The organism is Rhodospirillum centenum SW, assembly GCF_000016185.1.
Lineage (GTDB): Bacteria > Pseudomonadota > Alphaproteobacteria > Azospirillales > Azospirillaceae > Rhodocista > Rhodocista centena.
This window is the reverse complement of record NC_011420.2, coordinates 3331076-3355804: the sequence shown is the minus strand read 5'-3', so window position 1 is coordinate 3355804 and position 24729 is coordinate 3331076. Positions and strand designations below refer to the sequence as shown.

At 72.7% G+C, this 24729-nt stretch carries 21 protein-coding genes; 13 read left to right on the top strand and 8 right to left on the bottom strand.

All coding sequences use genetic code 11. The features are described from left to right. Positions 1–67: 67 nt before the first annotated feature. Both RC1_RS15575 and RC1_RS15570 read right to left on the bottom strand, forming a co-directional pair. Entirely contained in the window at positions 68–1174 is a 1107-nt protein-coding gene (locus tag RC1_RS15575) for an alpha/beta hydrolase (protein WP_012568395.1), read from the bottom strand. Next, a complete protein-coding gene (locus tag RC1_RS15570) occupies positions 1161–2195 on the bottom strand; it encodes an ABC transporter ATP-binding protein (RefSeq protein ID WP_012568394.1) in 1035 nt (344 codons plus the stop codon). Before RC1_RS15570 ends, RC1_RS15575 begins: the two co-directional genes overlap by 14 nt. Before the next feature lie 264 nt (positions 2196–2459). Between RC1_RS15570 and RC1_RS15565 the strand changes: the two genes are divergently transcribed. Next, positions 2460–3617 carry an ISAs1-like element ISRce1 family transposase gene (locus RC1_RS15565; RefSeq protein WP_012566211.1) on the top strand — a complete coding sequence of 386 codons (1158 nt, stop codon included), beginning with the start codon at positions 2460–2462 and terminating at the stop codon, positions 3615–3617. 263 nt (positions 3618–3880) lie between these two features. Beyond that, on the top strand, positions 3881–4069 hold the full coding sequence (locus RC1_RS15560) for a zinc-finger domain-containing protein (RefSeq protein ID WP_012568392.1): 189 nt from the start codon (positions 3881–3883) through the stop codon (positions 4067–4069). Between the two features lie 50 nt (positions 4070–4119). Here the strand turns inward: RC1_RS15560 and RC1_RS15555 are convergent, their stop codons facing one another. Then, positions 4120–5016: a CAP domain-containing protein gene (locus RC1_RS15555; RefSeq protein ID WP_012568391.1), complete on the bottom strand. Its 897-nt coding sequence runs from the start codon at positions 5014–5016 to the stop codon at positions 4120–4122. A gap of 139 nt (positions 5017–5155) precedes the next feature. Here RC1_RS15555 and RC1_RS15550 point away from each other — a divergent pair, with 139 nt between their 5' ends. The 7 genes from RC1_RS15550 to RC1_RS22600 all read left to right on the top strand — a co-directional run bounded on the left by RC1_RS15550 (position 5156) and on the right by RC1_RS22600 (position 13711). Beyond that, positions 5156–5572 (top strand): CBS domain-containing protein, encoded by a 417-nt coding sequence (locus tag RC1_RS15550; RefSeq protein WP_012568390.1) that lies wholly within the window; start codon positions 5156–5158, stop codon positions 5570–5572. Positions 5573–5589: 17 nt separating this feature from the next. Further along, positions 5590–7374 carry an SLC13 family permease gene (locus RC1_RS15545; protein WP_012568389.1) on the top strand — a complete coding sequence of 595 codons (1785 nt, stop codon included), beginning with the start codon at positions 5590–5592 and terminating at the stop codon, positions 7372–7374. 187 nt (positions 7375–7561) lie between these two features. Continuing rightward, positions 7562–7885, top strand: coding sequence for a hypothetical protein (locus tag RC1_RS15540; protein WP_012568388.1), 324 nt, complete (start codon positions 7562–7564; stop codon positions 7883–7885). Between the two features lie 361 nt (positions 7886–8246). Continuing rightward, entirely contained in the window at positions 8247–8807 is a 561-nt protein-coding gene (locus RC1_RS15535) for a hypothetical protein (RefSeq protein ID WP_012568387.1), read from the top strand. A gap of 312 nt (positions 8808–9119) precedes the next feature. Next, positions 9120–10211: an efflux RND transporter periplasmic adaptor subunit gene (locus tag RC1_RS15530; RefSeq protein WP_012568386.1), complete on the top strand. Its 1092-nt coding sequence runs from the start codon at positions 9120–9122 to the stop codon at positions 10209–10211. A gap of 68 nt (positions 10212–10279) precedes the next feature. Beyond that, on the top strand, positions 10280–13438 hold the full coding sequence (locus RC1_RS15525) for an efflux RND transporter permease subunit (RefSeq protein ID WP_012568385.1): 3159 nt from the start codon (positions 10280–10282) through the stop codon (positions 13436–13438). 45 nt (positions 13439–13483) lie between these two features. Next, entirely contained in the window at positions 13484–13711 is a 228-nt protein-coding gene (locus RC1_RS22600) for a hypothetical protein (RefSeq protein WP_336884700.1), read from the top strand. 94 nt (positions 13712–13805) lie between these two features. Here RC1_RS22600 and RC1_RS15515 read toward each other — a convergent pair whose 3' ends face one another. Further along, complete coding sequence (locus RC1_RS15515) at positions 13806–14837, bottom strand: SDR family oxidoreductase (protein WP_012568383.1); 1032 nt, start codon at positions 14835–14837, stop codon at positions 13806–13808. Positions 14838–15108: 271 nt separating this feature from the next. On the opposite strand from RC1_RS15515, the gene RC1_RS15510 reads away from it, so the two are divergent. From RC1_RS15510 to RC1_RS15500, 3 genes are all read left to right on the top strand, one after another. Beyond that, complete coding sequence (locus RC1_RS15510; RefSeq protein WP_012568382.1) at positions 15109–15663, top strand: hypothetical protein; 555 nt, start codon at positions 15109–15111, stop codon at positions 15661–15663. Positions 15664–15693: 30 nt separating this feature from the next. Continuing rightward, positions 15694–16221, top strand: coding sequence for a hypothetical protein (locus RC1_RS15505; RefSeq protein WP_012568381.1), 528 nt, complete (start codon positions 15694–15696; stop codon positions 16219–16221). A 173-nt stretch (positions 16222–16394) separates the two neighbouring features. After that, the gene (locus RC1_RS15500; RefSeq protein WP_012568380.1) at positions 16395–17843 is read left to right on the top strand and encodes a coniferyl aldehyde dehydrogenase; all 1449 of its coding nucleotides are present in this window, start codon (positions 16395–16397) and stop codon (positions 17841–17843) included. Between the two features lie 15 nt (positions 17844–17858). Here the strand turns inward: RC1_RS15500 and hutH are convergent, their stop codons facing one another. Genes hutH through RC1_RS15480 form a run of 4 tightly spaced genes read right to left on the bottom strand, consistent with a single transcriptional unit; the run spans position 17859 to position 23299 of the window. Next, positions 17859–19388, bottom strand: a complete 1530-nt coding sequence (hutH, locus tag RC1_RS15495; protein ID WP_012568379.1) for a histidine ammonia-lyase — start codon at positions 19386–19388, stop codon at positions 17859–17861. Beyond that, on the bottom strand, positions 19385–20212 hold the full coding sequence (gene hutG / locus RC1_RS15490) for an N-formylglutamate deformylase (RefSeq protein ID WP_012568378.1): 828 nt from the start codon (positions 20210–20212) through the stop codon (positions 19385–19387). The genes hutH and hutG overlap by 4 nt, the downstream gene beginning before the upstream one ends. Next, positions 20209–21900, bottom strand: coding sequence for a urocanate hydratase (gene hutU, locus RC1_RS15485; RefSeq protein ID WP_012568377.1), 1692 nt, complete (start codon positions 21898–21900; stop codon positions 20209–20211). The genes hutG and hutU overlap by 4 nt, the downstream gene beginning before the upstream one ends. Positions 21901–21910: 10 nt before the next feature. After that, a complete protein-coding gene (locus RC1_RS15480; RefSeq protein ID WP_012568376.1) occupies positions 21911–23299 on the bottom strand; it encodes a formimidoylglutamate deiminase in 1389 nt (462 codons plus the stop codon). Positions 23300–23445: 146 nt separating this feature from the next. On the opposite strand from RC1_RS15480, the gene hutI reads away from it, so the two are divergent. Continuing rightward, the gene (gene hutI, locus RC1_RS15475; protein WP_012568375.1) at positions 23446–24714 is read left to right on the top strand and encodes an imidazolonepropionase; all 1269 of its coding nucleotides are present in this window, start codon (positions 23446–23448) and stop codon (positions 24712–24714) included. Positions 24715–24729: the final 15 nt, after the last annotated feature.

Genomic DNA, 24729 nt, shown 5'->3' with positions numbered 1-24729 from the left:
GGGCCGCCCGCCGACCTGCGCCGCATCAACCTTCTGCACACTCTCAAGCGGACACGTCCCCAGCCCCTCAGGGCACCGGCGGCGCTTCCAGGGGGGAGCCGGGTTCGGCCTCCGCCGGGTCGGTCCCGTCCGGGGCGGGATCCAGGAGCGTGAGCACGCGGGGATTGCGGTCGGCCCCGCTGGGCAGGGCCGCGTGCGGATCGGCGATCCAGGCCAGCACGTCGCGCCACACCGTCTCGGCGTTCAGGTCGCGCAGCAGCAGGTGCCAGCCGTGCGGATAGAGGGCCAGCCGCGGCCCGTGCCGCGGCGGTTCGGCCAGCGGCAGCCGGCGCATGGCGCGGCTGCGCGGTTCCACCGGAATGACCTGCTCGTTCTCCCCGTACAGCACCAGGGCCGGCACGGTCAGCCGCTCGGCCCCCGCCATCGCCTGATCCATCAGGTCGGTCAGGCCGCGCACGGCGTCCACCCGTGTCTCCTTCAGCACCAGCGGGTCGCGGCCCAGGGCGCGCAGCACCTCGATGTTGTCGGAGGCCTGGATGTCCAGCCCGCGCGGCGGGCTGAGCTTCAGCCAGGGCACCGTCCAGCCCGCCACGGACAGCGCCCAGCGCTGGTAGAAGGGCATGGTGTCCCGGCTCCACACCGCGGGCGCGGAGAGCACCAGCCCGGCGATCCCCGGCGGCAGGTCGCGGCCGGCGAAGGCGGCCAGCAGCACGGCCCCGCCCATGCTCTCGCCCAGCAGATAGACCGGCACGCCGGGATAGGCGGCGTTCAGCGCCGCGGCGGCGTCCAGCACGTCCTGGGTGAGGGTGTCGCTGCCCGGCCAGATGCCCGGGCGGCCGCTGCCGCCGAAGCCGCGCTGGTCGTAGGCGTAGGTGGCGACGCCGTGCGCCGCCCAGAAGCGGGCGGGGCTGTCGAAGGCGTTGGAATAGTCGTTGAAGCCGTGCAGCGCCAGGATCACCGCCGTCGGCCGGCCGGCCGGCAGCCAGTGGCGCAGCGGCAGGGCCTCTCCGTCGGCGGTGCGGAAGGTCTCCGCCTCCAGCGTCGGGGCCGCCACGCGCGGCCCCATCGGTTGCAGGGTCGGGGCGCAGCCCGCCAGCACGACGGCCAGCGCCAGCGCCAGGAAGGGGACCCGCGCCCGACGGCGCGGGAGGGTGCCGCGCTCAGCGGTACTCATCGTCGTGGGCGGTGGCCACGGCGGCGGCCTGGGGCGCCCGGGTCAGTTGCAGGAACAGGTCCTCCAGGTCGGACTCCACCGTCGTCAGGTCCACGATGGACAGGCCGGCGGCGGAGACGGCGCCCAGGATGTCGCCCACCCGTGCCCGGCTGGGCTGGTAGCGGATGACGATCCGGCGGGAGCCCTGGAGTTCGGCGTCGCAGGCGGCCAGCGCCTCGGGCAGCGCGTCCACGTCCTGGCCGAGATGCACGACCAGCTCCTTCTGGTCCAGCCGCTTCAGGAGCTGCTGCTTGCTGTCACAGGCGACGACCTGTCCATGGTTGACGATGGCGATGGTGTCGCAGAGCTGCTCCGCCTCCTCCAGATAGTGCGTCGTCAGCACCACCGTGGTGCCGGCGCGGTTCAACTCGCGCACATGGGCCCAGAGCGACTGGCGCAGTTCCACGTCCACGCCGGCCGTGGGTTCGTCCAGCACCAGCACGGGCGGGGCGTGGACCATGGCCTTCGCCACCATCAGCCGCCGGCGCATGCCGCCGGACAGGGTGCGGGCATAGGCGTCGGCCTTGTCCTGCAACCCGACCGCCTCCAGCAGCCGGTCGGTCTGGCGCTCCCGCTTCGGCACGCCGTAGAGGCCGGCCTGGAGGTCCAGGATCTCCCGCGGGGTGAAGAAGGGGTCCAGGTTCAGCTCCTGCGGCACCACGCCGATGGCGGCGCGGGCGCTGCGCGCGTCCCGGTCGATGTCGATGCCCCAGATCCGGGCCGTGCCGCTGGTCTTGTTCACCAGACCGGCCAGGATGTTGATGAAGGTGCTCTTGCCCGCCCCGTTCGGCCCCAGCAGGCCGTAGAGGGAACCGCGCGGGATGCTGAGGGAGATGCCTTTCAGCGCCTCCTTGGCGGGGGCGCGGCCGGTGCCCTTGTAGATCTTGCGCAGGTCGTGGACCTCGACCGCCTGGTCGGGCGGCAGCACCGCGCCGGCGGGGGCCCCGGAACCGGCGGCGGGGGGCAGGGTCATGTCGGGCATGGGCGGCCTGGCTTCCTGAACGGTCGGGTGATGTCCGCGGCTGACGGGTTCGGACCGGCGGGGCATCGGTCCGGTCCGGCAGGCATGGCCGGAACGGCTCCCCCGAGAGGCGCGACATCCGGGGATGGCGTAACATCGCTTCCGCCGGCCGGTCAATCGCCCGCATCCCTGCCCAGGGCACTGAACTCATGTGACAGCGGGTGACAGATTGCGGAACTGCTGATTCTGTGGGCCGGTGTTATCGGACGGCACGGGATCGGCGTCATGGACGAGGACGATTGGGGTTCGAAGTCGCGGCTTCGGGTGCTTTTGGAGCATTTCAGCCGGATAGAGGACCCGCGGGATGAGCGGCGGATCCTGCATCCGCTGCCGGAGATCCTGCTTTTGGTGGTGTGCGGCACGATGGCGGACTGCGACGACTACGAGAACATCGCGGCCTGGGGTGCGGCGCACCTGCCGTTCCTGCGTCGGCATCTGCCCTACGCGCACGGCGTTCCCGGCGAGCGGTGGCTGACGATCCTGATGAACCGGATCGATCCGGCGCTGTTCTCGGCCGCCTTCACCGCGTGGGTACGTGCGACCTTTCCGGGGCGGGCCGACTTCGTCGCCATCGACGGCAAGACCTCGCGGCGTAGCCACGACCGCCGCGCCGGGACCGCGCCGATCCACCTCGTATCCGCCTTCGCGACGACCTCCCGCCTGGTGCTCGCCCAGGAGGCGGTCCCCGACAAGGCCAACGAGCTTGCGGCGATTCCGGTGCTGCTCGACCGGCTCGGCGAGAACGGCGGGTTGGCCGGCGCCCTCGTCTCCATCGACGCCATCGCCACCAACCCGACCATCGCCGCCGCGATCCGGGGCCAGGGCGCCGACTACCTCCTCGCCGTCAAGGCCAACCAGCCCACGCTGCGCGCGGAGCTCGAGGTGGCGTTCGCCGTCGGCGACGGCGCCGACCACCACCACGACCTCGACAAGGGGCACGGCCGGGTCGAAGAACGCCACGTGAGCGTGATCCGTGAGGTCGACTGGCTCTCCGGCACGCGCCGGTTTCCTGGGGAGATGCGCCTGCCCGACGTCGCCGCCATCGTCCGCGTCCACACCACAGCCCACATCGGCGACCGGACGCGGACCGACACCCGCTACTTCATCTCCTCCGCCCCGCTCACCGCCGAACGCGCCGCCGACGCCGTCCGCGGGCACTGGGGCATCGAGAACAGGCTGCACTGGGTGCTCGACGTCCTCTTCAAGGACGATCTCTCGCGCTTGCGAACCGGCCACGGTGCCAAAAACATGGCCGTCGTCCGCCACTTCGCCCTCAACCTCATCCGCGCAGCCAACGACCGAAAGTCGCTCAAGACGCGCCGAAAAATGGCAGGATGGTCGGACGACTACCTCGCCTCTCTCCTCAACCCCGCCATCCCTTAACTTGGATTCGAAGCCCTGGTCCCGGCCGGCGGCTCCGGCCCCGGGATTGTCCCCCTCCCCGCCACGCCCGGCGGTCCCGCCCCGCAGCCCGCCGCCCTGACCGGAAGCGCCGGCCGCGGGCGGTTGATCGGAGCGGTCGCTCGGGTATGATGCCGGCCGCAGCGCCGGAGACCGGACCGGACGCAAGACCGGAGACGGGAACACCGGAGACGGAAACACCGGACCGGAAGAACCGGACACGGGGAAGAAGGGAGAGAGAGGCCATGCAACCGCTTGAGATCATCTACGTGGACGACGCGACGGTCGGCTGCGACGGCGGCGGCGGTGCGCTGGGCCATCCGCTCGTCTATCTGCCGCTGGGCGCGAAGGGGGAGGTCGACTGCCCCTATTGCAGCCGCCGCTACGTGCTGAGCGAGGAAGGCCGCCGGCACGCCCACGCCGCGGGACATTGATCCGGCCGGCGCGCCGCCGCTCCGGCGGCATCCCCGGCTCCCGTCCCGTCTCAGGCGACCCGGACGATCGGACCGGGGGCGATCTCGTAATGCGCGCCGGACGCCGTGCGCTCGCGCAGGAAGGCGTAAAGGCTGCGGTAGATGCCCGGTGCGGCCGGAGTCATCGCGTCGGCCAGGGCCACGGTGTCCACCGCCACCGGCCCGTCCGTCGGCGGGCCGAAGCCGATGCGGTCGGGCATCCCCTCCGCGAACTGCCGCGCCACGGGCGGCAGCGGACACCCGGCCTCCAGCACGGCCGGCATCGGTCCGGCCAGCAGGGCGGCGCGCTGGGCGAAGAGCTGCACCACCACGAAGCCGTCGCCATCCGCCACCGCCCCCATGCCGGCATGGGTCCAGCGCCGTTCCAGGAGGGTCCGCCGGTGGCCGGGGGAGTCCATCAGACTGTCCACGGCGAAGCGGCCGGCGCTCCCCCGCCCGGACGGCGGGAGACGGCTGCTCCGGAACAGGTTCTCGCCCGCCACGCCGACCAGCCGGCGGTGCAGCAGCCCGATCCGCTGCCCCGGGCCGCGCCCCTGCGGATCGGTGTGCGACAGGCCGGTCCGGGTGATGCGGGCGGCGTAGAAGCGGGCGATCCAGCGCAGCCGCTCGTCCATCGCCAGGGAGGCGACGCCGGCGCCGGCACGACGGTCGGCTGTGGCATGCCACACCGCCGTCTCGACCTCGGGCAGAGGGACAGCGGTCTGGTCGGCCTGAACGGCAGCGAGACAGGCTGCCGGGTCCAGCGGGTCCGCGGTGTCCCCCTGCCCTTGACCCTGCCCTGCCGCCGGCCGGTCCGGCAGCACCAGCAGTCCCGCCCCGCCCAGGGCCGCCGCCAGCAGCGCCCTGCGGGCCACCGGCCTGACCGCCGCTTCCCGCTCCCGGCCCGTTTCCGCACCGCATCGCCGCATCGCCCTCTCCCACCGCCGGCCCGGCCTGGAACGCCCGCCCGGAAACCTGTGTTGACCCCCGCCGGGCCTGGCCCGGCATGTCAATTCCCCGCCGGGTCTGGCCCGGCTGCAAGTACCCGCCGGTAACGGAGACAAGGCCATGAGGGTCGCCGAGATCATGACCCGGGACGTGCATTTCCTGAGTCCCGACGCCAGCGTGCAGCAGGCGGCCCGGCTCATGGCGGAGCTGGACGTCGGTGCCCTGCCGGTGGGAGAGGCGGCCGACCTGCGCGGTATCCTGACCGACCGCGACGTGCTCATCCGCGTCGTGGCCCAGGGCCGCGACCCCGCCACCACCCCGGTGGCCGCGGTGATGTCTTCCGACGTGCTGACCTGCACGGGGGAAGAGCCGGTGGAGGCCGTCCTCCTCCGCATGGAGTCCCGTCAGGTACGGCGCGTGCCGGTGCTGGAGGAGGGCCGGGTCGTCGGCATGCTGGGCGCCCGCGCGATCCTGGCCGTCGCCGGCAAGGCCGCCGCCGACGACGGCGGTCCGGGCGGGCGGGGGCCGCTGCGGTGACGCCGGAGACCCCCGGCATGCCCACGGGCGACCAGCTCATCGTCTTCGGCATCCTGGCCGGGGCACTGGCGCTCTTCATCTGGGACCGGCTGCGCTACGATCTGGTGGCGATGCTGGCCCTGGTGGCCGCGGTCGTGCTGGGCGTCGTGCCGGGGGAGAAGGCCTTCTCCGGCTTCTCCGACACCGCCGTCGTCACCGTTGCAGCGGTGCTGGTGCTCAGCACCGCGATCCGCAATTCAGGTCTGGTGGACGCGGCCCTGCGCCCGCTGGGTCCGCTGCTGCGCGGGCCGGACGCGCAGGTGCTGATCCTGGCCGGCATGGTCGCCACCCTGTCGGCCTTCATGAACAATGTCGGCGCGCTGGCCGTCTTCCTGCCGGTGGCGCTGCGGGTGGCGCAGCGCAGCGGGCGCTCCCCGGCGGAACTGCTGATGCCGCTCTCCTTCGCCTCGCTGCTGGGCGGGCTGATCACGCTGGTGGGCACGCCGCCCAACATCCTGATCTCCGGGGTCCGGCGCGACATGCTGGGCGAAGGCTTCGACATGTTCGACTTCGCGCCGGTGGGCCTGGGCGTCACCGCGGCGGGGCTGGTGGTGGTCGCCGTCGGCTGGCGGCTGCTGCCGCGGCACCGGCGGGGCCAGGGCGACCCGCAGGACAAGTTCCGCATCGAGGACTACACGATGGAGGTGCGGCTGCCCGAGGGCTCGCCCTTCGTCGGCCGCACCGTGCGGCAGCTTGAGGACGAAGGCGAGGGCGATGTCACCGTCGCCGCCGTGGTGCGCGAGGGCTTCCGCCGCTACGTGCCGCACGGGCACTGGACGCTGCTGGCCGGCGACATCCTGCTGCTGGAGGGCGACCCCACCATCGTCAAGCGGGTGGCGGACGCCGCCGGGCTGACGCTGGAGGACGACGGCGACGACACCCCGCCGATCGCCGCCGGCGACGGCTACGGCGTGGTCGAGGCGGTGGTGACGGAGACCTCTCCCGTCGTCGGCAGCTCCCCGGCGGAGCTGCGGCTGCGCCACCGCTACGGTGTGAACCTGCTGGCCATCGGCCGGCACGACCGCACCGCCATCACCCGGCTGAAGCGGGTGAAGCTGCAACCGGGCGACGTCATCGTCCTGCAGGGTCCGCTGGCGGACATGCCGGACACGCTGGCGGCTCTGGGCTGCCTGCCGCTGGCCGAGCGCAATCTCCAGATCGGCAAGCCCGGCAACCGGGTGCTGCCGGCGGCGGTGATGGCGGCGGCCGTGCTGCTGGCGGCGCTGGGCCTGCTGCCGGTGGCGGTCGCCTTCGTGGCGGCCGTGCTGGTGCTGGTGCTGACCCGGGCGCTGGCCCTGCGCGAGGTCTATGGCAGCATCGAATGGCCTGTGATCGTGCTGCTGGGCGCCCTGATCCCGGTCAGCAACGCGCTGCGCGACACCGGCGGCACCGAGGTGATCGCCGGCTGGCTGTCGCTGGCGGTCAGCGGCGTGCCCCCGGTCGCCGCGCTGGCCCTGATCACGGCGGCGACGATGCTGGTCACGCCGGTGCTGAACAACGCCGCCACGGTGCTGGTGATGGCGCCCATCGGGGTGGGGCTGGCCCAGCATCTGGGCCTGAACCCCGACCCGTTCCTGATGGCCGTGGCGGTCGGGGCCAGCAGCGACTTCCTGACCCCCATCGGGCACCAGTCGAACACGCTGGTGATGGGGCCCGCCGGCTACCGCTTCAGCGACTACTGGCGGCTGGGGCTGCCCTTGTCGCTGACCGTGCTGGCGGTCGGCGTGCCGCTGATCGCGCTGGTCTGGCCGCTGACCGGCTGAGGCCGCGCATGTCCCGCCAAGGCCTTTCCGCAGACGCGCTCCCGGAAAGGCGGCCATGGCGACGCAGCGGATGCGCCGCCGTTGCGCGGCCGCGAATCCCGACTCTATACTCTCCGGCACAAGACCTGGCCTGATTCTATACTTGTTAACCGCAAGTGAACGTCCGGAAACCGGGGATGCCCGAGCCGTGAGTCCTTCAGCATCGACCCATACCCCCGGTCCGGGACGTCCGGTCCGGCTTCCCATCGGCAAGCTGCCCTTCGTGGGTGTGCGCCGGGACGGGCAGTTGGGCTTCTGGGTCCTGCCGCCCCAGGCGGAGGATGCCGACCTGCGTCTGGCCGGGCGGACCTATGCGGCATGGTTCCTGCTGTATGCGGAGGTCAACGGTCAGGCGGCAGCGCGCGACCTGCTGGACCGGATCGAGCGCGAGATGCCGTCGCGCTATGCCCGCCTGGACCGCGCCTTCCTGGCGGAGATCGGCGACCGCGGCTATGCCCTGAGCGCCGCCTGAGATGGGCGCGGCCTGAGATGGGCGCGGCCTGAGATGCCGCCTGGGATAACGACGTCCGAGATGGCGCGGGTCCGGTAAACGCGGGTCCGGCAAACGCGGACCCGGTAAACGCAGGTCCGGTAAACGCAGGCCGGCCGGAAAACGCAACGGCCCGTCCGGGGGGCTCGGACGGGCCGCGCGATGACCGGCGCCCGGTGCGGGAAGCCGGAAAGCCGGTCACGGGCCGGGGGCGCCCGAAGGGGGGCCTGCGGGCGGTGTCGGCCCCATACCTCTTTTGTGCCGGATGGACGTAAAGCAAGCCTTAATCGGGCCGGCTCCAGAGTCGCGGCCATTCCTGGTCGAACCTCGGGGAAGGCGCGCAATGACCTGTATCGTCGGTCTGGTGGAAGGCAGCACGGTCTGGATGGGCGGCGACAGCGCCGGGGTGGCGGGGCTGGACATCAGCCTGCGCGCCGATCCCAAGGTGTTCCGCAACGGCGATCTCCTGATCGGCTTCACCAGTTCCTTCCGCATGGGCCAGCTTCTGCGCTTCCGCCTGCGCCCGCCGCTTCGGCGGCCGGACCAGGATCTGTTCCACTACATGGTCTGCGAGTTCGTGGAGGCGGTGCGGGTCTGCCTGAAGGAAGGCGGCTTCGCCCACCGTTCCAACGACGTGGAGACCGGCGGCTTCTTTCTGGTGGCGACGGAGGGGCGGCTGTTCTCGGTCCAGGACGATTATCAGGTCAGCGAGTTCAGCCGCGGCTTCCACGCGATCGGCTGCGGGGCGCACTATGCGCTGGGCTCGCTCTACACCACCCGGGACCTGCCCGCGGAACAGCGGGTGCGGCTGGCGCTGGAGACGGCGGAGCATTTCTCCGGCGGGGTGCGCGCCCCCTTCACGGTGGAGCAGGTGGGTCCCGCCTGCCTGACCCTCGCCGCCTGACACTCGCCGCCTGCCCCTCGCCGCCTGAGATGCGCCGCCAGACGGGCAGAGAATGCCCCTTCTTTGCTGCATTGTAACGGACCGGAGGACGTTACCGAACGGTAACCACGCGGGAGTGGCATGAGGGGGGCGGCTCAGGGTACGCAAGTGTGCGGTCCGCCCCCGGAGACGCACGAGTATTTCACGGACGCAGCCCCCCGCGGCAGTGAAACGCTTGAACAATCCGGGGTTCGGGCCAATTCTGTGCCACCGGCCGCCGGCCCCTGTGTCGGCGGCGCTCATTCTTCACAAGCCCCGGAACCGGACCTGACCATGCGCCTTGCCTGGCAGATCGCGGCCGTCGCCGCCCTTACCCTTGCCGCAGGTGGCATCTGGTATGCGGCGGCCGGCCGCCAGGACACCGCCCAGCAGAGCGGGCCCCAGATCCGCCCCACTGCCGTGGTCGCCGCTGCCGCGACGACGGGCGACATCCCAGTCACCTTCGACGCCATCGGCACCCTGCGCGCCAACGAGGCCGTCACCGTCACCTCCAAGCTGGCCGGCATCGTCTCGAAGATCTCCTTCACCGAAGGCCAGCGGGTCAAGACCGGCGACGTTCTGGTGGAGCTGGACGCGACCGAGGCGAAGGCGGAGCTGGCCGTGGCCGAGTCGCAGCGCCGCACCGTCTCGCAGGAGCTGGAGCGGGCCATCGCGCTGCTGGGCCGGCAGGCCGTGGCGCAGGCCCGGGTGGACGATCTGCGGGTCGGATTGCAGGGGGCGGAGGCCCAGGTCAACGCCGCCCGCGCCCGGCTCCAGGATCTGACGATCCGCGCCCCCTTCGCCGGCGTCGCCGGGCTGCGCCATGTCAGCCCGGGGACCCTGGTCCGCCCGGGCGACGCGGTGACGACGGTGGACGACATCGACACCGTGAAGCTGGACTTCTCCGTGCCCGAGGCGGCACTGCGCCGTCTGGCCGTGGGCCAGCCCGTCGCCGCCCGCACGGCCGTGTTCCCCGGCCGCGCCTTCACCGGCGTCATCGGGGCGGTCGATACCCGCATCGATCCGGTCACCCGGACCCTGACCCTGGTCGCCGAGATCCCCAATGACGGCTTCCTGCTGAAGCCGGGCCTGTTCATGAACGTCCGGCTGCTGCTGGACGAACGCAAGGGCGTGGTCCTGATCCCGGAAGAGGCGCTGGTTCCCGTCGGCGACCGCCAGTACGTCTTCATCGTGAAGGACGGCCGGGTGGAACGCCGGCAGGTGGTCATCGGTGCCCGCCAGTCCGGCGTGGTCGAAGCGGCGGAGGGCGTGGCCGACGGCGAGCTTGTCATCACCCGCGGCACCCAGAAGGTGCGCGAAGGCTCGCCCGTGACGGTCGAGATCGAGCCGATGCGCCTGCCCGGCCCCGCCGGCACGCAGAGCTGACCGGAACCGGCGGCACGGGTCCGCCGGCCTGAAGTCCGCCAGGGTCAACGCCCGCAAGGAAACGCCCCATGGTCCTGTCCGACGTCTCGATCCAGCGCCCCGTCCTGGCCTTCGTCCTGAGCGCCGTCCTGGTCGTGTTCGGCCTGCTGGGCTATGACAGCCTGCCCGTGCGGGAACTGCCGCGGATCGACCCGCCCATCGTCTCCATCGATACCAGCTACCCCGGCGCCAGCGCCGAGGTGGTGGACAACGAGATCACCGAGCGCATCGAGAGCGTCGTCAACGGGATCGAGGGCATCCGCACGATCCGCTCCCGCTCGCGCGAGGGCAATTCCAGCGTCTCCATCGAGTTCGAGCTGACGCGCGACATCGACGGTGCGGCCAACGACGTGCGCGACCGCGTCTCCCGCGTCGTGGACAACCTGCCGGAGGAGGCCGACCCGCCGGAGGTGACGAAGGTGGACAGCGACAGCCAGCCGATCATGTGGATCACGCTGACCAGCGACCGCATGAACCAGCTTGAGCTGACCGACTATGTCCGGCGCTACTATCTGGACACGCTGAACACCGTCCCCGGCGTCGCCAGCATCCGCATCTCCGGCCGGCGCGACTTCGCCATGCGGGTCTGGCTGGACCGCGACGCCATGGCCGCCCGCGGCGTCACCGTGCGCGACGTGGAGACCGCCATCCGGCGCGAGAACACCGAGCTTCCGGCCGGCCGCATCGAATCCTCGCAGCGCGAATTCACCGTCCGCACCGACACGCGCCTGTCCACCCCCGGCCAGTTCGCCGCCATCGTGGTGCGCCAGGACGGCGCCAATCTGGTGCGGATCGGCGACGTGGCCCGCGTCGAGGTCGGCCCGCGCGACGACCGCGGCGACTTCCGCCTGAACGGCATCCAGGCCGTGGGCATGGGCATCCAGCGCCAGTCCACCGCCAACACGGTGGAGGTGTCGCAGGCGGTCCACGCCGTGCTGAACCAGTTCCGCGCCTCGCTGCCACCGGGCATGACGCTGGAGGTCCGGCAGGACGACGCCGTCTTCATCAACCAGTCGATCTACGAGGTCTTCCACGCCATCGGCGTCGCCATCCTGCTGGTGGTGCTGGTCGTCTGGGTCTTCCTGCGCACGGTGCGCGCCACCGTCATCCCGGTGGTCGCCATCCCGGTCTCGCTGGTCGCCGCCTTCGGCGTGCTGGCGCTGCTGGGCTATTCCATCAACGTGCTGACGCTGCTGGCCTTCGTGCTGGCGGTCGGGCTGGTGGTGGACGATGCCATCATCGTGGTGGAGAACGCCGCCCGCCGCATCGAGGAGGGCGAGCCGCCGCTGCTGGCATCCTTCCGCGGGGCGCGCCAGATCGGCTTCGCGGTGATCGCCACGACGCTGGTGCTGCTGGCGGTGATCTTCCCGCTGACCATGCTGGACAACGAGCAGGGCCGCCTGCTGCGCGAATTCGCCGTGGCGCTGATGGCGGCCGTGGGCTTCTCCTGCGCCGTGGCGCTGACGCTGTCGCCCATGCTCTGTTCCAAGCTGCTGCGGGTGCATGACGAGGGCAACCGCTTCTTCACGGCGACGGAGAAGGTCTTCACGGGCATGGCCGACCTGTACGGCCGCGCCCTGCGCGCCGCCCTGGGCGCCCCCGTCGTGGTGCTCACCCTGTTCGCGGCCACGGTGGGCGGGCTGGTGGTGACCTATCAGTCGCTGGAGAGCGAGCTGGCCCCGCAGGAGGACCGCGGCGTCTTCCGCATCTCCGTGCAGACTCCGGAGGGGGCCACCCTGGACTTCACCGACCGCGAGGTGAAGGCGGTGGAGGGACTCCTGGAGCCCTATCTGGCCAACGGGGACGTCAATTCCATCCTCACCATCCTGGCCCCCGGCTGGGGCGGTGCGGGCGTCAACCGCGCCATGCTGGTGGTGCGGACCCCGCCCTGGGACGAGCGCAGCCGCAGCGTGGATGAGATCGTCGCCGAGCTGATGCCGAAGCTGTCCCGGGTGCCCGGCGCCCGCGTCTATCCCCAGATCCCCTCGGGCCTGGGGCTGCGCGGCGGCGGCTCCAATCAGATCCAGTTCGTGCTGCGCGGCAACACCTACGAGGAGCTGGCGGAATGGCGTGACGCCATCATCGCCCGCCTGCAGGAATACGGCACCATCTCCAGCCTTGTCGCCGACTATGACGAGACGAAGCCGCAGCTCCGCGTGCAGGTGGACCGCGACCGCGCCTCCGACCTGGGCGTCGGCATCTCCGACATCGGCTCCACGCTGGAGACGATGATGGCGGAGCGGCAGGTCACCCGCTACCTGGACCGCGGCGAGGAGTACGACGTGGTGCTGCGCGCGGAGGCCAGCCAGCGCTCGAACCCGCGCGACCTGTCGAACATCTACATCCGCGGGTCCAAGACCGACCAGCTCGTGCCGCTGGCCAACCTCATCGAGATCAACGACATCGCCGGGGCGACGGAGCTGAACCGCTACGACCGGCTGCGTTCCATCACGATCAGCGGCACCCTGGAGCCCGGGCTCTCCATGGGCGAGGCGATCGACATGGTGCGCGCCGCAGCGACCGAGATGCTGCCGCCGGAGGCGCAGCTCGCCTTCGAGGGCGCGGCACGCCAGCAGCTCGAAGCCTCCTCCTCCATCTTCTTCGCCTTCGGCATGGCGCTGCTGGTGGCGTTCCTGGTGCTGGCGGCACAGTTCGAGAACTTCCGCATGCCGCTGATCATCATCCTGGCCGTGCCGCTGGCCCTGTTCGGCGGCGTTCTGGCCATGGCGGTGACCGGCATGACCGACAACATCTACACCCAGATCGGGCTGATCCTGCTGGTCGGGCTGATCTGCAAGAACGCCATCCTGATCGTGGAGTTCGCCAACCAGCTCCGCGACGAGGGGCTGGTGATGCGCGAGGCGGTGATCGAGGCGTCGAAGCTGCGCCTGCGCCCCATCCTGATGACCAGCATCGCCACGGTGTTCGGCGCCCTGCCGCTGGCTCTTGCCGAGGGGGCGGGGGCGGAATCCCGCATGGCGATCGGCTGGGTCATCGTCGGCGGTGTCACCATCGGCACCCTGCTGTCGCTGTTCGTGACGCCGCTGCTCTACAATCTTGCCGCCCAGGGCGTGCAGCCGGTCGGCGCCATCCGCCGCCGGCTCCAGGACCTCGACAGCCAGTATGCCGAGCATGGCCCCGCCACCGGGCAGGAACCCCGGGGCGGGCACGGTGCCGCGGCGGAGTAGGCGGGCCCCCCGCGGCCGGGAGGGGACCGGCCGTGACCCTGAGCCATGGCCCTGATAATGGAACCGGCAGGACGCGATCTCGATCCGCGGGCCTTCGCCCCGGGCATCGCCACCACGGGGCTCGCCACCGCTGGGATTGCCGGCCACCCGGCAGACCAGCCGGCGTTCCTGGGTGATCCGGCGCGACCGGAAGCGGACAGGCGGCCCTTCAGCGGCTCCGGCTTGCCGATGCCGGAGAACGGCGTGCGCCGGGCGGCCTCGATCAGCGGTTGATCCGGGCCGCGATGTCAGCGTCGCTCTCCTGCACAGATATTCGTACAATTCGGCAGCGGGAGCCGCCGGTCGCGCCCCTCACCGGCCGGACGGGTCAGAGCACGCGGCCGTGCTTCTGGTAGCGGTACCAGGCGGCAGCCCCCAGCGGGACCGCCAGCGCCAGCAGGCCCGCCGTACCGATCGACGTGCCGATGCCGGCGGCGTGGCCGCCGTTGCCGCCGTTGCCGTGGCGCTGCCGCTCGATCCAGCCGCCGCGTTCGCCCGTGCCCTCCGGCATCGGGCGCAGCACGCCGCCGTCGGTGGCGGGACGGGTGCTGTCCTGGAACAGGCTCCGCTGCGTCATCCGGGCCAGACCGCGCTCCAGCGCCCCCTGCCCCACGGCCATGCCCATCTCCAGCACCCAGGGCGGGATGCCGACGCCGACCTCCCGCCGCGGCCGGACGGCAAGGCCGAGGATGGCGCGGGCCACCTTCTCCGGCGGCGTCACCGGCTCCAGCGCCTGCACGTCGCGGCCGGTGTAGTTGGCCGCGTGCTGCCAGAAGGGCGTGTCGATCGGGCCGGGCAGGACGGAGCAGAGATGGACATCGTCCAGCCCCTCCAGATGCAGTTCCTGCCGCACCGTCTCGACGAAGCCCAGCACGGCATGCTTCGCCGCCACGTAGGGCGACTGGTAGGGCGTCGGCACCCGGCCGGCGACGCTGGCCGTGGTGATGAGGATGCCGCGGCCGCGCTCGCGGAAATGCGGCAGCACGGCCCGGAAGCCGTTGACCACGCCGTAGAAGGTCGAGTTCACGACGTTGGCGAAGACCTCGGGCGGGGTCTGCTCGAAGGTGCCGAAGCTGGCGATCCCGGCGTTGTTGACCCAGATGTCGATGCCGCCATAGGCGTCGATGGCCCGCTCGGCGAGGTGCCGGACCTGGGCCGCGTCGCGCACGTCGGTCGGCACCACCATGGTCCGTCCGCCGTCGCGGATCACCATCTCCGCCGTGCCGTGCAGGCCCTGCTCGCGCCGGGCCGCCAGCACCACCGTGGCCCCTTCCGCGGCGAAGGTGTCCGCGGTGGCCCTGCCGATGCCGCTGGAGGCCCCGGTGATGACCACGACCTTGTCGCCCAGGCGATCTGCCATGGTGTGCTCCGTTGCTGTGTCGGATCAAGACCGCATCATGTCGGTCGGCCCCTCAACAGGCCGGAGCGGGCATGGTTTCCCCATACCGGACGATGGCAAAGGGGGCATGCCGGATCGACGCGACAGAGCCTGCATGGTATAGACACCGTACCGCCGCTGACCTCTCCCGTCCGTGGCCGGTCGAACCCAGCCCGCGCCCGGAATAATCGGTGGCCGTTCCGGGCTTTTGACTGCTTCCGGTCGCGTGGCCACATGATCGGGACGGATCGACGTGTGGCTGGAAGGCTTCAGTATTAACCTGTTCATTTTTACGGTGCTGGGGGCCTGCGGCATGGTCTCGGCGGCGCTGGTGCGACAGGTGCGCCTTGTCGTTGACCGTCGGATGCGGGCGACCCTGGAACTCCGCAACGAAAGGCTGCGGCGACGCTACGATCAGGTGCGCGCCACGCACGAGGCGTCGGTCGCCCGGATCGCGGATCTGGAGGTGGAGCGGCGCATGACCGTCGGCCAGATCCAGGAGATGAAGCGCCGCCTGCTGGCCGCAAGGCAGGAGAGTTTCGAGATCGTCCACGAGCTGGGGGACCCCGGGGGCGACCACCGCCCCTTCGTCGGCGACATGACGCTGGGACCGATGCTGACGGTGGGCCGCATCCATTCCGGCGACAGCCGGGTGCGCGGCCTGCGCCATGTGCTGGAGGTCTGGGCCGCCACCCCGGCGGAGGCGACGCGGCTGGCACGGCAGGCCTTCCCGCCGGACGCCGGCTTCACCGTCCCGCCCTTGCAGCCCGCCGCCCCCGGCCGACCCGCCCGCAAGGCGGCCGAGTGACGGGAACCGAATGACGGGGCCGCCGCGACCATGATCCTGAACCTGATCCTGCTGCTGGTGTTCGTCCTGGCGCTGGTGCAGTTCGCCGTCACCCTGCGCCGGATGGAGGGCGACCGGGCCGACCGCCACCGCGCCACCGCCCGGCTGGAGGGGGAGCACCGGGCGCTGAAGGAGGTCTGCGGGGAGGTGCAGCTGCGGCAGGCCCAGGCCGACGCCGCCATCACCGAGGCGGAGGCCGAGCTGACCCGCCTGAAGGAGCTGCGCGCCGATGCCGAGGCGGAACTGCATGCCGCCCAGCAGACGCCGAGGCAGCGTCTGCACATGATCGACCGCGCCGGTCTGGTGCATCAGCGCCTGTGGGAGGTGACGGTGGTGAATGACGGGCAGGGCAGCCTGCGGGCGGGACCGCCCCCGGCGCAGGCCGGGGACTGGGCGGCCGGCCGCATCTGCCTGATCGGCGCCGCCACCGAACGCGACGCCCGCCACCGCATCGAAACGCGGTTCCCTTCGGCCCAGGGCTATCGCATCATCGGCGTGCAGCGCTTCCGCCGCGGCTGACCGCCGCGACACCCGCCCCGGGACGGGCTCCCCGCGGACGGCCACCTCGCGGACGGCCACCTCGCGGACGGACTGCCGGACGGACCGGATGCGCGCTTGCCGTGCGCACAGACACGGCCAACATCGACGACAGCCGGGCCGGCCGGAGCGGGACCCGGGCAGGGAGGAAAACCATGACCGATGCCGTGATCGATTTCCCGGTACAGGATGCCCGCACGGGCGACCGCCGGCTGTCCCAGCTCCTTGACGCCCAGCGCAACGCCTACCTGCTGCACGGCCCCCTGTCGGAGGAGCGCCGCGCCGCCGCCCTGGACGGCCTCCATCAGGCGGTGCTGAAGTACCAGGAGGCGCTGGTCGAGGCCGTGCGCCAGGATTTCGGCCACCGCTCCGCGCATGAAACGCGGCTGGCCGACATCTTCTCCACCCTGGGCGCCATCCGCCATGCCCGCAAGCACTTCCGGCGCTGGATGAAGCCGCAGCGCCGGTCCATCGCCCTGACCTTCCAGCCCGGCCGCGGCCGCGTGCTGTACCAGCCGCTGGGCGTCGTCGGCATCATCAGCCCCTGGAACTACCCGATCCAGCTCGGCCTGACGCCGCTCGCCGCGGCGGTCGCGGCCGGCAACCGGGTGATGCTGAAGCCGTCGGAATACACCCCGGCCACCGCCGCCCTGCTGGAACGGGTGCTGGCGGAGGTGTTCGAGCCGGTGGAGGTCGCCGTCGTGCAGGGCGGGGCCGAGGTGGCGCAGGCGTTCAGCCGGCTGCGCTTCGACCATCTGCTGTTCACCGGCTCCACCCCCGTCGGCCGTCATGTCATGCGGGCGGCGGCGGAGAATCTGGTGCCCGTGACCCTGGAGCTGGGCGGCAAGTCGCCCACCATCGTGGCCGCGGACTATCCGCTGGACAAGGCGGCGGAGAGCATCGCCGGCGGCAAGCTGTTCAATGCCGGCCAGACCTGCATCGCGCCGGACTACGTGCTGCTGCCGCGCGGCCGGGAGGAGGCGTTCATCGCCGCCTACCGCGCCGCCGTCACCCGCTTCTATCCGCGGCTGGACACGAACCCCGACTACACCGCCATCGTGAACGACCGCCACTACCAGCGGCTGACAGGGCTGCTGGAGGATGCGAAGCGCCGCGGCGCGCGGGTGGAGACGATCAATCCCGGCAACGAGGTGCCGGACCCGGCCCGGCGCAAGCTGCAGCCGACGCTGCTGACCGGCGTGCCGGACGAGGCGGCGGTGATGCGAGAGGAGATCTTCGGCCCGATCCTGCCGCTGGTCCCCTATGACAGCCTGGAACAGGCCTACGCCTACATCAACGACCGGCCGCGGCCGCTGGCGCTCTACCTCTACAGCCATGACGAGGGCGTCGTGGACCGCACGCTGGAGCGCACCGTCTCGGGCGGCGTCACCGTCAACGACACGCTGCTGCACGTCGCGCAGGAGGAGCTTCCCTTCGGCGGCGTGGGCGAGAGCGGCATCGGCGCCTACCACGGGGAGGCCGGGTTCCGCACCTTCAGCCACGCCAAGTCGGTCTTCCACCAGTCGCGGCTGAACGGCACCGGCCTGATGCGCCCGCCCTACGGCGCGAAGATGGAGCGGCTGCTGAAGTTCCTGATCCGCTGACCCCCGTCCCCCGCGTCAGGCGGCCGCCAGCCAGTCGGTCCCGCTGGCGGCCCGCCCGGCGGCGATCAGGCCCCGCGCCGCCTCGATGTCCGGGGCGAAGTGGCGGTCGCGGTCGTAGAAGCCGACCTCCTCCCGCACCGCGGCATGCACCGCCTCCAGCGGGGCGGAGGTGCGCAGCGGCCGGCGGAAGTCGATGCCCTGGCAGGCGGCCAGCAGTTCCACCGCGACGATGCCGGCGGCGTTGTCCGCCATCTCCAGCAGCCGGCGGGCGGCCCAGGTCGCCATGCTGACATGGTCCTCCTGGTTGGCGCTGGTGGGAATGCTGTCCACGCTGGCCGGGTGCGCCAGCCCCTTGTTCTCGCTGGCCAGCGCGGCGGCCGTGACCTGGGCGATCATGAAGCCGCTGTTCAGCCCGCCGTCGGTCACCAGGAAGGCGGGCAGCCCGCCATTGTGGTGCGGGTCCACCAGCATGGCCGTGCGCCGTTCCGACAGCGATCCGATCTCCGCCAGCGCCAGGGCGATCTGGTCGGCGGCCATGGCGACGGGTTCGGCATGGAAGTTGCCGCCCGACAGGATGTCGCCGTCGTCGGGGAAGACCAGCGGGTTGTCGGTGACGGCGTTCGCCTCCGTCGCCAGGGTGCCGGCCGCGAAGCGGAGCTGGTCCAGGCAGGCGCCCATCACCTGCGGCTGGCAGCGCAGGCAGTAGGGGTCCTGCACCCGGGCGCAGCTCAGGTGGCTGGCCCGGATCGGGCTGCCGGCCAGCAGCCGGCGGTAGCCGGCGGCGGCGTCGATCTGGCCGCGCTGGCCGCGCAGGGCGTGGATTCGGGCGTCGAACGGTGTGTCGGAGCCCTGTGCCGCGTCGATGCTGAGCGCGCCCGCCACCAGGGCCGCGTCGAACGCCCACTCGGCCGCGACCAGCCCGGCGAGCGCCAGTGCGGTGGACGCCTGGGTGCCGTTCAGCAGCGCCAGCCCCTCCTTAGGGCCCAGTTCCAGCGGGCGCAGCCCGGCGGCGGCCAGCCCGTCGGCCGCCGGCACGGTGCGACCGGCCAGCCGTACCTGCCCCAGCCCCAGCAGCGGCAGCACCAGATGCGCGAGCGGGGCGAGATCGCCCGACGCGCCGACGGAGCCCTTGGCCGGCACCAGCGGCAGCGCCTCCGCCGAGACCAGCGCCGCCAGCGCCCTGATCACCTCCCCGCGCACGCCGGAGAAGCCGCGCAGCAGGCTGGCGACCTTCAGCACCAGCATCAGCCGCACCACCCGGTCGGGCATCGCCTCCCCGGTGCCGGCGGCGTGGCTGAGCACGAGGTTGCGCTGAAGCTGGGCCAGCCGGTCCGGCTCGATCCGGGTGCGGGCCAGCAGGCCGAAGCCCGTGTTGATGCCGTAGACGGTGCGGCCGGAGCCGATCACCTCCGCCACCGTGCGGGCCGACGCCTCGGCCGCCTCCAGGTCCCGCGGGGCGATCTCCAGCCGCACGGGGCCGGCCAGCACGCGGCGCAGGTCGGCCAGGGTCAGGCCGGCGGGGGTGAGGCGCAGGGTCTCGGTCATCGCGGGGACTCCGGAAGCGGGGCGGCAGGGGGAAGCGTGGCGAAATGGTCGGCGGCGGCGGAGAGGAACGTCTCGATCATGCGGCGCAGGACGGGGCGCAGCGCCCCCGCCTTCGCCGGGTCCAGCCGGGGCGGCGGCCCCTCGGCCAGATGCGTCGCCTGCGAGAGTTCGAGCTGGAGCGCCAGCACGCGCTCCGCCGGGCGGCCGTACTGGCGGGTGATGTGGCCGCCCTTGAAGCGGCCGTCCAGCACCGCGGTGTGATCGTCGCCGGCCGCCGCCAGCACGGCGCGGGCGACGGACGGCGGGCAGGACAGGCCGCCGTTGCTGCCCAGGTTCAGGTCGGGCAGCCGCCCGTCGAACAGGCGCGGCAGGACGGGGGCGATGGAATGCGCATCCCAGAGCAGGGCATGACCGAAACGGTCGCGCAGCCGCGCCAGCTCGGCCGCGATCCGGTCATGGTAGGGCTGCCAGATATCGGCCCGGAAGGCGGATCGTTCCGCTTCGGTAACGGGCTTCGCCCAGACCGGGCCGCCGGCGAAGGTGGTGTCCGGGAACAGCCCCGTGGTGGTCTGGCCGGGATAGAGGCTGGCATCGTCCGCCGGGCGGTTGAGATCGACCAGATAGCGCGACCGGGTCGCCACGATCACCGAGGCGCCGAGCCCGCCCAGGAAGTCGTAGAGCGCATCGACATGCCAGTCCGTGTCCGGCAGGTCCCGCGCCGCGGGGGCGAGCCGGTCCGCCAGCCCGTCGGGCAGGCCCGTGCCGACATGCGGCATGGAGACCAGCAGCGGAATCGTTCCGGGAACGAAACGGTAGGGTGTCATGGCCGTTGCCCCAGCATCGGGAGATCCAGGCCGTGGCGGCGGGCGCAGTCGATGGCGTCCGCATAGCCGGCGTCGGCATGGCGCATCACCCCGGTCGCCGGGTCGTTCCACAGCACCCGCTCCAGCCGGCGGGCAGCGGCCTCGGTCCCGTCGCAGACGATGACCATGCCGGAATGCTGGCTGAAGCCCATGCCGACGCCGCCGCCATGGTGCAGGCTGACCCAGGTGGCGCCCGACGCGCAGGCCAGCATCGCGTTCAGCAGCGGCCAGTCGGACACCGCGTCGGAGCCGTCCCGCATCGCCTCCGTCTCCCGGTTCGGGCTGGCGACGGAGCCGCTGTCCAGATGGTCGCGGCCGATCACGACGGGGCCGATCTCGCCGCGCGCCACCATCTCGTTGAAGGCGAGGCCGACGCGGTGGCGGTCGCCCAGGCCCAGCCAGCAGATCCGCGCCGGCAGGCCCTGGAAGGCGATGCGCTCCTTCGCCATGTCCAGCCAGCGGTGGAGGGGACCGTCCTGCGGCATCAGCTCCTTCACCTTGGCGTCGGTGCGGGCGATGTCGTCCGGGTCGCCGGACAGCGCCGCCCAGCGGAACGGCCCCTTGCCCTGGCAGAACAGCGGCCGGATGTAGGCCGGCACGAAGCCGGGGAAGGCGAAGGCGTCGGCCAGCCCCTCCTGCTTCGCCATCTGCCGGATGTTGTTGCCGTAGTCGAGCGTCGGCACGCCCAGGGCGTGGAAGTCCAGCATGGCCTGGACATGCGCGACCATGGAGCGCCGCGCCGCGGCGGCGACGGCGCGGGGGTCGCGGGCGCGCATCTCCTCCCACCGGGCCAGGGTCCAGCCGGCCGGCAGATAGCCGTTGGCCGGGTCGTGGGCGCTGGTCTGGTCGGTCACCACGTCGGGCCGGGCGCGGGCGTCCCCGGCCGCGGCGCGGCGGGCCAGTTCGGGGAAGATCTCCGCCGCGTTGCCCAGCAGCCCGACGGAGACGGGCCGCCGCTCCGCCCGCGCGCGGGCCATGATCTCCAGCGCCTCGTCCAGGCTGTCGGTGCGGAGATCCAGGTAGCGCGTCGTGAGGCGGCGGTCGATGCGGCTGGGCTGGCACTCCACCGCAAGGCAGGAGGCGCCGGCCATGGTGGCGGCCAGCGGCTGCGCCCCGCCCATGCCGCCCAGCCCCGCCGTCAGCACCCAGCGCCCGGCGAGGTCGCCGCCGTAATGGCGCCGGCCGACCTCCACGAAGGTCTCGTAGGTGCCCTGCACGATGCCCTGGGTGCCGATATAGATCCAGGAGCCGGCCGTCATCTGGCCGTACATCATCAGCCCCAGCCGGTCGAGCGCGTCGAACTGCTCCCAGCTCGCCCAGTGCGGCACCAGGTTGGAGTTGGCGATCAGCACCCGCGGCGCATCGGCATGGGTGCGGAAGACGCCCACCGGCTTGCCGGACTGCACCAGCAGGGTCTGGTCCTGCTCCAGCCGGGTCAGGGTGGCGACGATGCGGTCGAAGCTCTCCCAGTCGCGGGCGGCGCGGCCGATGCCGCCATAGACGATCAGCTCCTCCGGCTTCTCGGCCACCTCCGGGTCCAGGTTGTTCATCAGCATCCGCAGCGGCGCCTCGGTCTGCCAGGAGCGGGCGGTCAGGGTCAGGCCGCGGGCGGCGCGGATGCTGCGGGAATTGTCGCGGCGGGTGGACATGGGCGGGCTCCTAGGCGGTGAGGCGGGCGACGGTGCGGCGGTAGCGGGCGGCGACGGCTTCCTCCGCCGGGTGCCGCCCCGCGGCGACGACCCGGCGGCCGCCGACGATGACGTCGCGCACCGGGTTGCCGTGGTTGGCGAAGACCAGCGCGTCCAGCAGGGCGTCGCCCTCCCGGCCGCAGAGGGAGGGGCCGCAGAGGGACGGATGGTCGGGGTCGAGCACCAGGAAGTCGGCGCGGCGGCCGGGGGCGAGGCGGCCGGCGGCCCGGCCCAGGGCCTGCGCCCCGCCGTCCGCCGCATCCAGCCAGAGCCGCGCGCCCAGATGGGGGCTGCGTCCCGGCAGGCCGAAGGAGCGGCGGCCGGCGGCCAGCCGCTGGCCGTAGTGCAGCCAGCGCAGCTCCTCCCGCGGATCGACGGAGACATGGCTGTCGGACCCGATGCCGAAGCGCCCGCCGGCGCGGCGGAACGGCTCCCAGCGGAACAGCCCGTCGCCCAGATTGGCCTCCGTCGTCGGGCAGAGGCCGGCGACGGCACCGCTGGCGGCCAGGGCGGTGGCCTCGGCCTCGGTCATGTGGGTGGCGTGGATCAGGCACCAGCGCCGGTCCACGCCCGCCTGCTCCAGCAGGAACTCCACCGGCCGGGCGCCCAGATGGTTCAGGCACTCCTCCACCTCCTTCGGCTGCTCGGCCGCGTGGATGTGGACGGGGGCCTCGGGGTCGCGGGCGCGCAGGCCGGCCAGCGCCTCCCGCAGGGCGCCCGCGGGCACGGCGCGCAGGCTGTGCAGCGCCAGCCCCAGGCGCAGGTCGGGGCCCGTCTCCGGCGCCAGCGCCTCCAGCAGCGCCAGCAGCCCGGCGGGCGTGCCGGCGAAGCGGCGCTGGCCGTCCGCCAGCGGCCGCCCGTCCAGCCCGCCCGTCATATAGAGCACCGGCAGGTGGGTCAGGGCGATGCCCGTCTCCCGCGCCGCGGCCAGCACGGCGCGGGACAGCGCGGCGGGGTCGGCATAGGGGCGGCCGTCGGGATCGTGGTGCAGGTAGTGGAACTCGGCCACCGCGGTATAGCCGGCCTTCAGCATCTCGATCTGGAGCTGGGCCGCGATGGCGTGGACGTCGTCGGGCGTCAGCCGGGCGACGAAGCCGTACATGGTGCGGCGCCAGGACCAGAAGCTGTCGCCCCCCTCCCCGACCCGCTCGGCCAGCCCGGCCATGGCGCGCTGGAAGGCGTGGCTGTGCAGGTCGGGCAGGCCCGGCACCACCGGGCCGGCCAGCCGCTCCGCCCCCTCGGGCGAACCGCCGGGGATCAGGGCGGCGATGTCGCCGCCCTCGGTCAGCTCGATCCGCACCCCCTCGGCCCAGCCCTCGGGCAGCCGGACGCGGTCGGCGTAGCAGGCGCGCAGCAGCACTCCCCCCTCCCTGTCCGCGGGTGCGCCGGCGCCCGGCGGGCCGGGTGGCCGATCGCGTCCGCGCTGATGGTTTCCGCATGGCTGTCTATACAGGTTAGTCTAGCGGCGCCGTTGCGGCCCCGCAAGACACCCGGCAGGATGGCCCCATGACAGACGCACCCCCCTGGGACACCCTCTGGACCGGGGCGGCGCTGGCGACGCTGGCCCCCGGCGCGCCCGGCACCGCCGCCGGCGACGCTTACGGCACCATCCCCGACGGCGCCATCGCCGCCCGCGGCGGCCGCATCGCCTGGGTCGGCCCACGCGCCGCCCTGCCGTCGGCGCCGCAGGCCCTGGCCGCCCGCGTCGTGGATCTGGGCGGCCGCTGGGTCACGCCGGGGCTGATCGACTGCCACACCCATCTGGTGTTCGGCGGCGACCGGGTGGAGGAGTGGGAGCGCCGCCTGAACGGGGAGAGCTACGAGGCCATCGCCCGGGAGGGCGGCGGCATCGCCCGCACCGTGCGCCTGACCCGGGAGGCGACGGAGGAGGACCTGTTCCGGTCCGCCGCCCGCCGGCTGCGCCCGCTGCTGGCCGAGGGCGTGACGACGGTGGAGGTGAAGTCCGGCTACGGGCTGGAGCCGGAGGCCGAGCTGAAGATGCTGCGCGTGGCCCGCCGGCTGGAGCGGGAGCTGCCGGTGCGGGTGCGGACCACCCTGCTGGCGGCGCACGCCCTGCCGCCGGAACGGCGCGACGACCGCGCCGGCTATATCGACCGCATCGTGACGGAGATGATCCCCGCCGCCGCGGCCCAGGGGCTGGCCGACGCGGTGGACGCCTTCTGCGAGACGATCGCCTTCACGCCGGCGGAGGTGGACCGGGTGTTCGCCGCGGCGCGGCGGCACGGGCTGCCGGTGAAGCTGCACGCCGACCAGTTGTCCGACCTGGGGGGCGCGGCGCTGGCCGCCCGCTGCGGCGCCCTGTCGGCCGACCATCTGGAGCATGCCGGCGAGGCCGGGCTGGACGCCATGGCGGCGGCCGGCACGGTGGCGGTGCTGCTGCCCGGTGCCTTCTACCTGCTGCGCGAGACGCGGCTGCCGCCGGTGGCGGGGTTCCGCGCCCGCGGCATCCCCATGGCGGTGGCGACGGACCTGAACCCCGGCACCAGCCCGGTGCAGTCCCTGCGGCTGGCGCTGAACATGGCCTGCACCCTGTTCCGCCTGACCCCGGCGGAGGCGCTGGCCGGCGCCACGCGGGAGGCGGCCCGCGCCCTGGGGCTGGCGGCGGAGGCGGGGACGCTGGAGCCGGGGAAACGCTGCGACCTCGCGGTCTGGGAGATCGACCGCCCGGCCGAGCTGGCCTACTGGCTGGGCGGCGGCGCCTGCGCCGGCCGCGTCCTGGCGGGCGTGCCGGTGGACGGGCCGGCCCCGGCATGATGGCGGACTGATCCG

What these genes read in the sequence shown, in the direction of transcription:
- RC1_RS15505 (WP_012568381.1), top strand. Translation starts at nt 15,694, where the DNA reads ATGATCCTGAACCTGATCCTGCTGCTGGTGTTCGTCCTGGCGCTGGTG.
- RC1_RS15545 (WP_012568389.1), top strand. Translation starts at nt 5,590, where the DNA reads ATGCCCACGGGCGACCAGCTCATCGTCTTCGGCATCCTGGCCGGGGCA.
- RC1_RS15530 (WP_012568386.1), top strand. Translation starts at nt 9,120, where the DNA reads ATGCGCCTTGCCTGGCAGATCGCGGCCGTCGCCGCCCTTACCCTTGCC.
- hutG (WP_012568378.1), bottom strand. Translation starts at nt 20,212, where the DNA reads ATGACACCCTACCGTTTCGTTCCCGGAACGATTCCGCTGCTGGTCTCC.
- RC1_RS15575 (WP_012568395.1), bottom strand. Translation starts at nt 1,174, where the DNA reads ATGAGTACCGCTGAGCGCGGCACCCTCCCGCGCCGTCGGGCGCGGGTC.
- RC1_RS15525 (WP_012568385.1), top strand. Translation starts at nt 10,280, where the DNA reads ATGGTCCTGTCCGACGTCTCGATCCAGCGCCCCGTCCTGGCCTTCGTC.
- RC1_RS15560 (WP_012568392.1), top strand. Translation starts at nt 3,881, where the DNA reads ATGCAACCGCTTGAGATCATCTACGTGGACGACGCGACGGTCGGCTGC.
- RC1_RS15565 (WP_012566211.1), top strand. Translation starts at nt 2,460, where the DNA reads ATGGACGAGGACGATTGGGGTTCGAAGTCGCGGCTTCGGGTGCTTTTG.
- RC1_RS15515 (WP_012568383.1), bottom strand. Translation starts at nt 14,837, where the DNA reads ATGGCAGATCGCCTGGGCGACAAGGTCGTGGTCATCACCGGGGCCTCC.
- RC1_RS15500 (WP_012568380.1), top strand. Translation starts at nt 16,395, where the DNA reads ATGACCGATGCCGTGATCGATTTCCCGGTACAGGATGCCCGCACGGGC.
- RC1_RS15570 (WP_012568394.1), bottom strand. Translation starts at nt 2,195, where the DNA reads ATGCCCGACATGACCCTGCCCCCCGCCGCCGGTTCCGGGGCCCCCGCC.
- RC1_RS15535 (WP_012568387.1), top strand. Translation starts at nt 8,247, where the DNA reads ATGACCTGTATCGTCGGTCTGGTGGAAGGCAGCACGGTCTGGATGGGC.
- RC1_RS22600 (WP_336884700.1), top strand. Translation starts at nt 13,484, where the DNA reads ATGGCCCTGATAATGGAACCGGCAGGACGCGATCTCGATCCGCGGGCC.
- hutI (WP_012568375.1), top strand. Translation starts at nt 23,446, where the DNA reads ATGACAGACGCACCCCCCTGGGACACCCTCTGGACCGGGGCGGCGCTG.
- RC1_RS15550 (WP_012568390.1), top strand. Translation starts at nt 5,156, where the DNA reads ATGAGGGTCGCCGAGATCATGACCCGGGACGTGCATTTCCTGAGTCCC.
- hutH (WP_012568379.1), bottom strand. Translation starts at nt 19,388, where the DNA reads ATGACCGAGACCCTGCGCCTCACCCCCGCCGGCCTGACCCTGGCCGAC.
- hutU (WP_012568377.1), bottom strand. Translation starts at nt 21,900, where the DNA reads ATGTCCACCCGCCGCGACAATTCCCGCAGCATCCGCGCCGCCCGCGGC.
- RC1_RS15555 (WP_012568391.1), bottom strand. Translation starts at nt 5,016, where the DNA reads ATGCGGCGATGCGGTGCGGAAACGGGCCGGGAGCGGGAAGCGGCGGTC.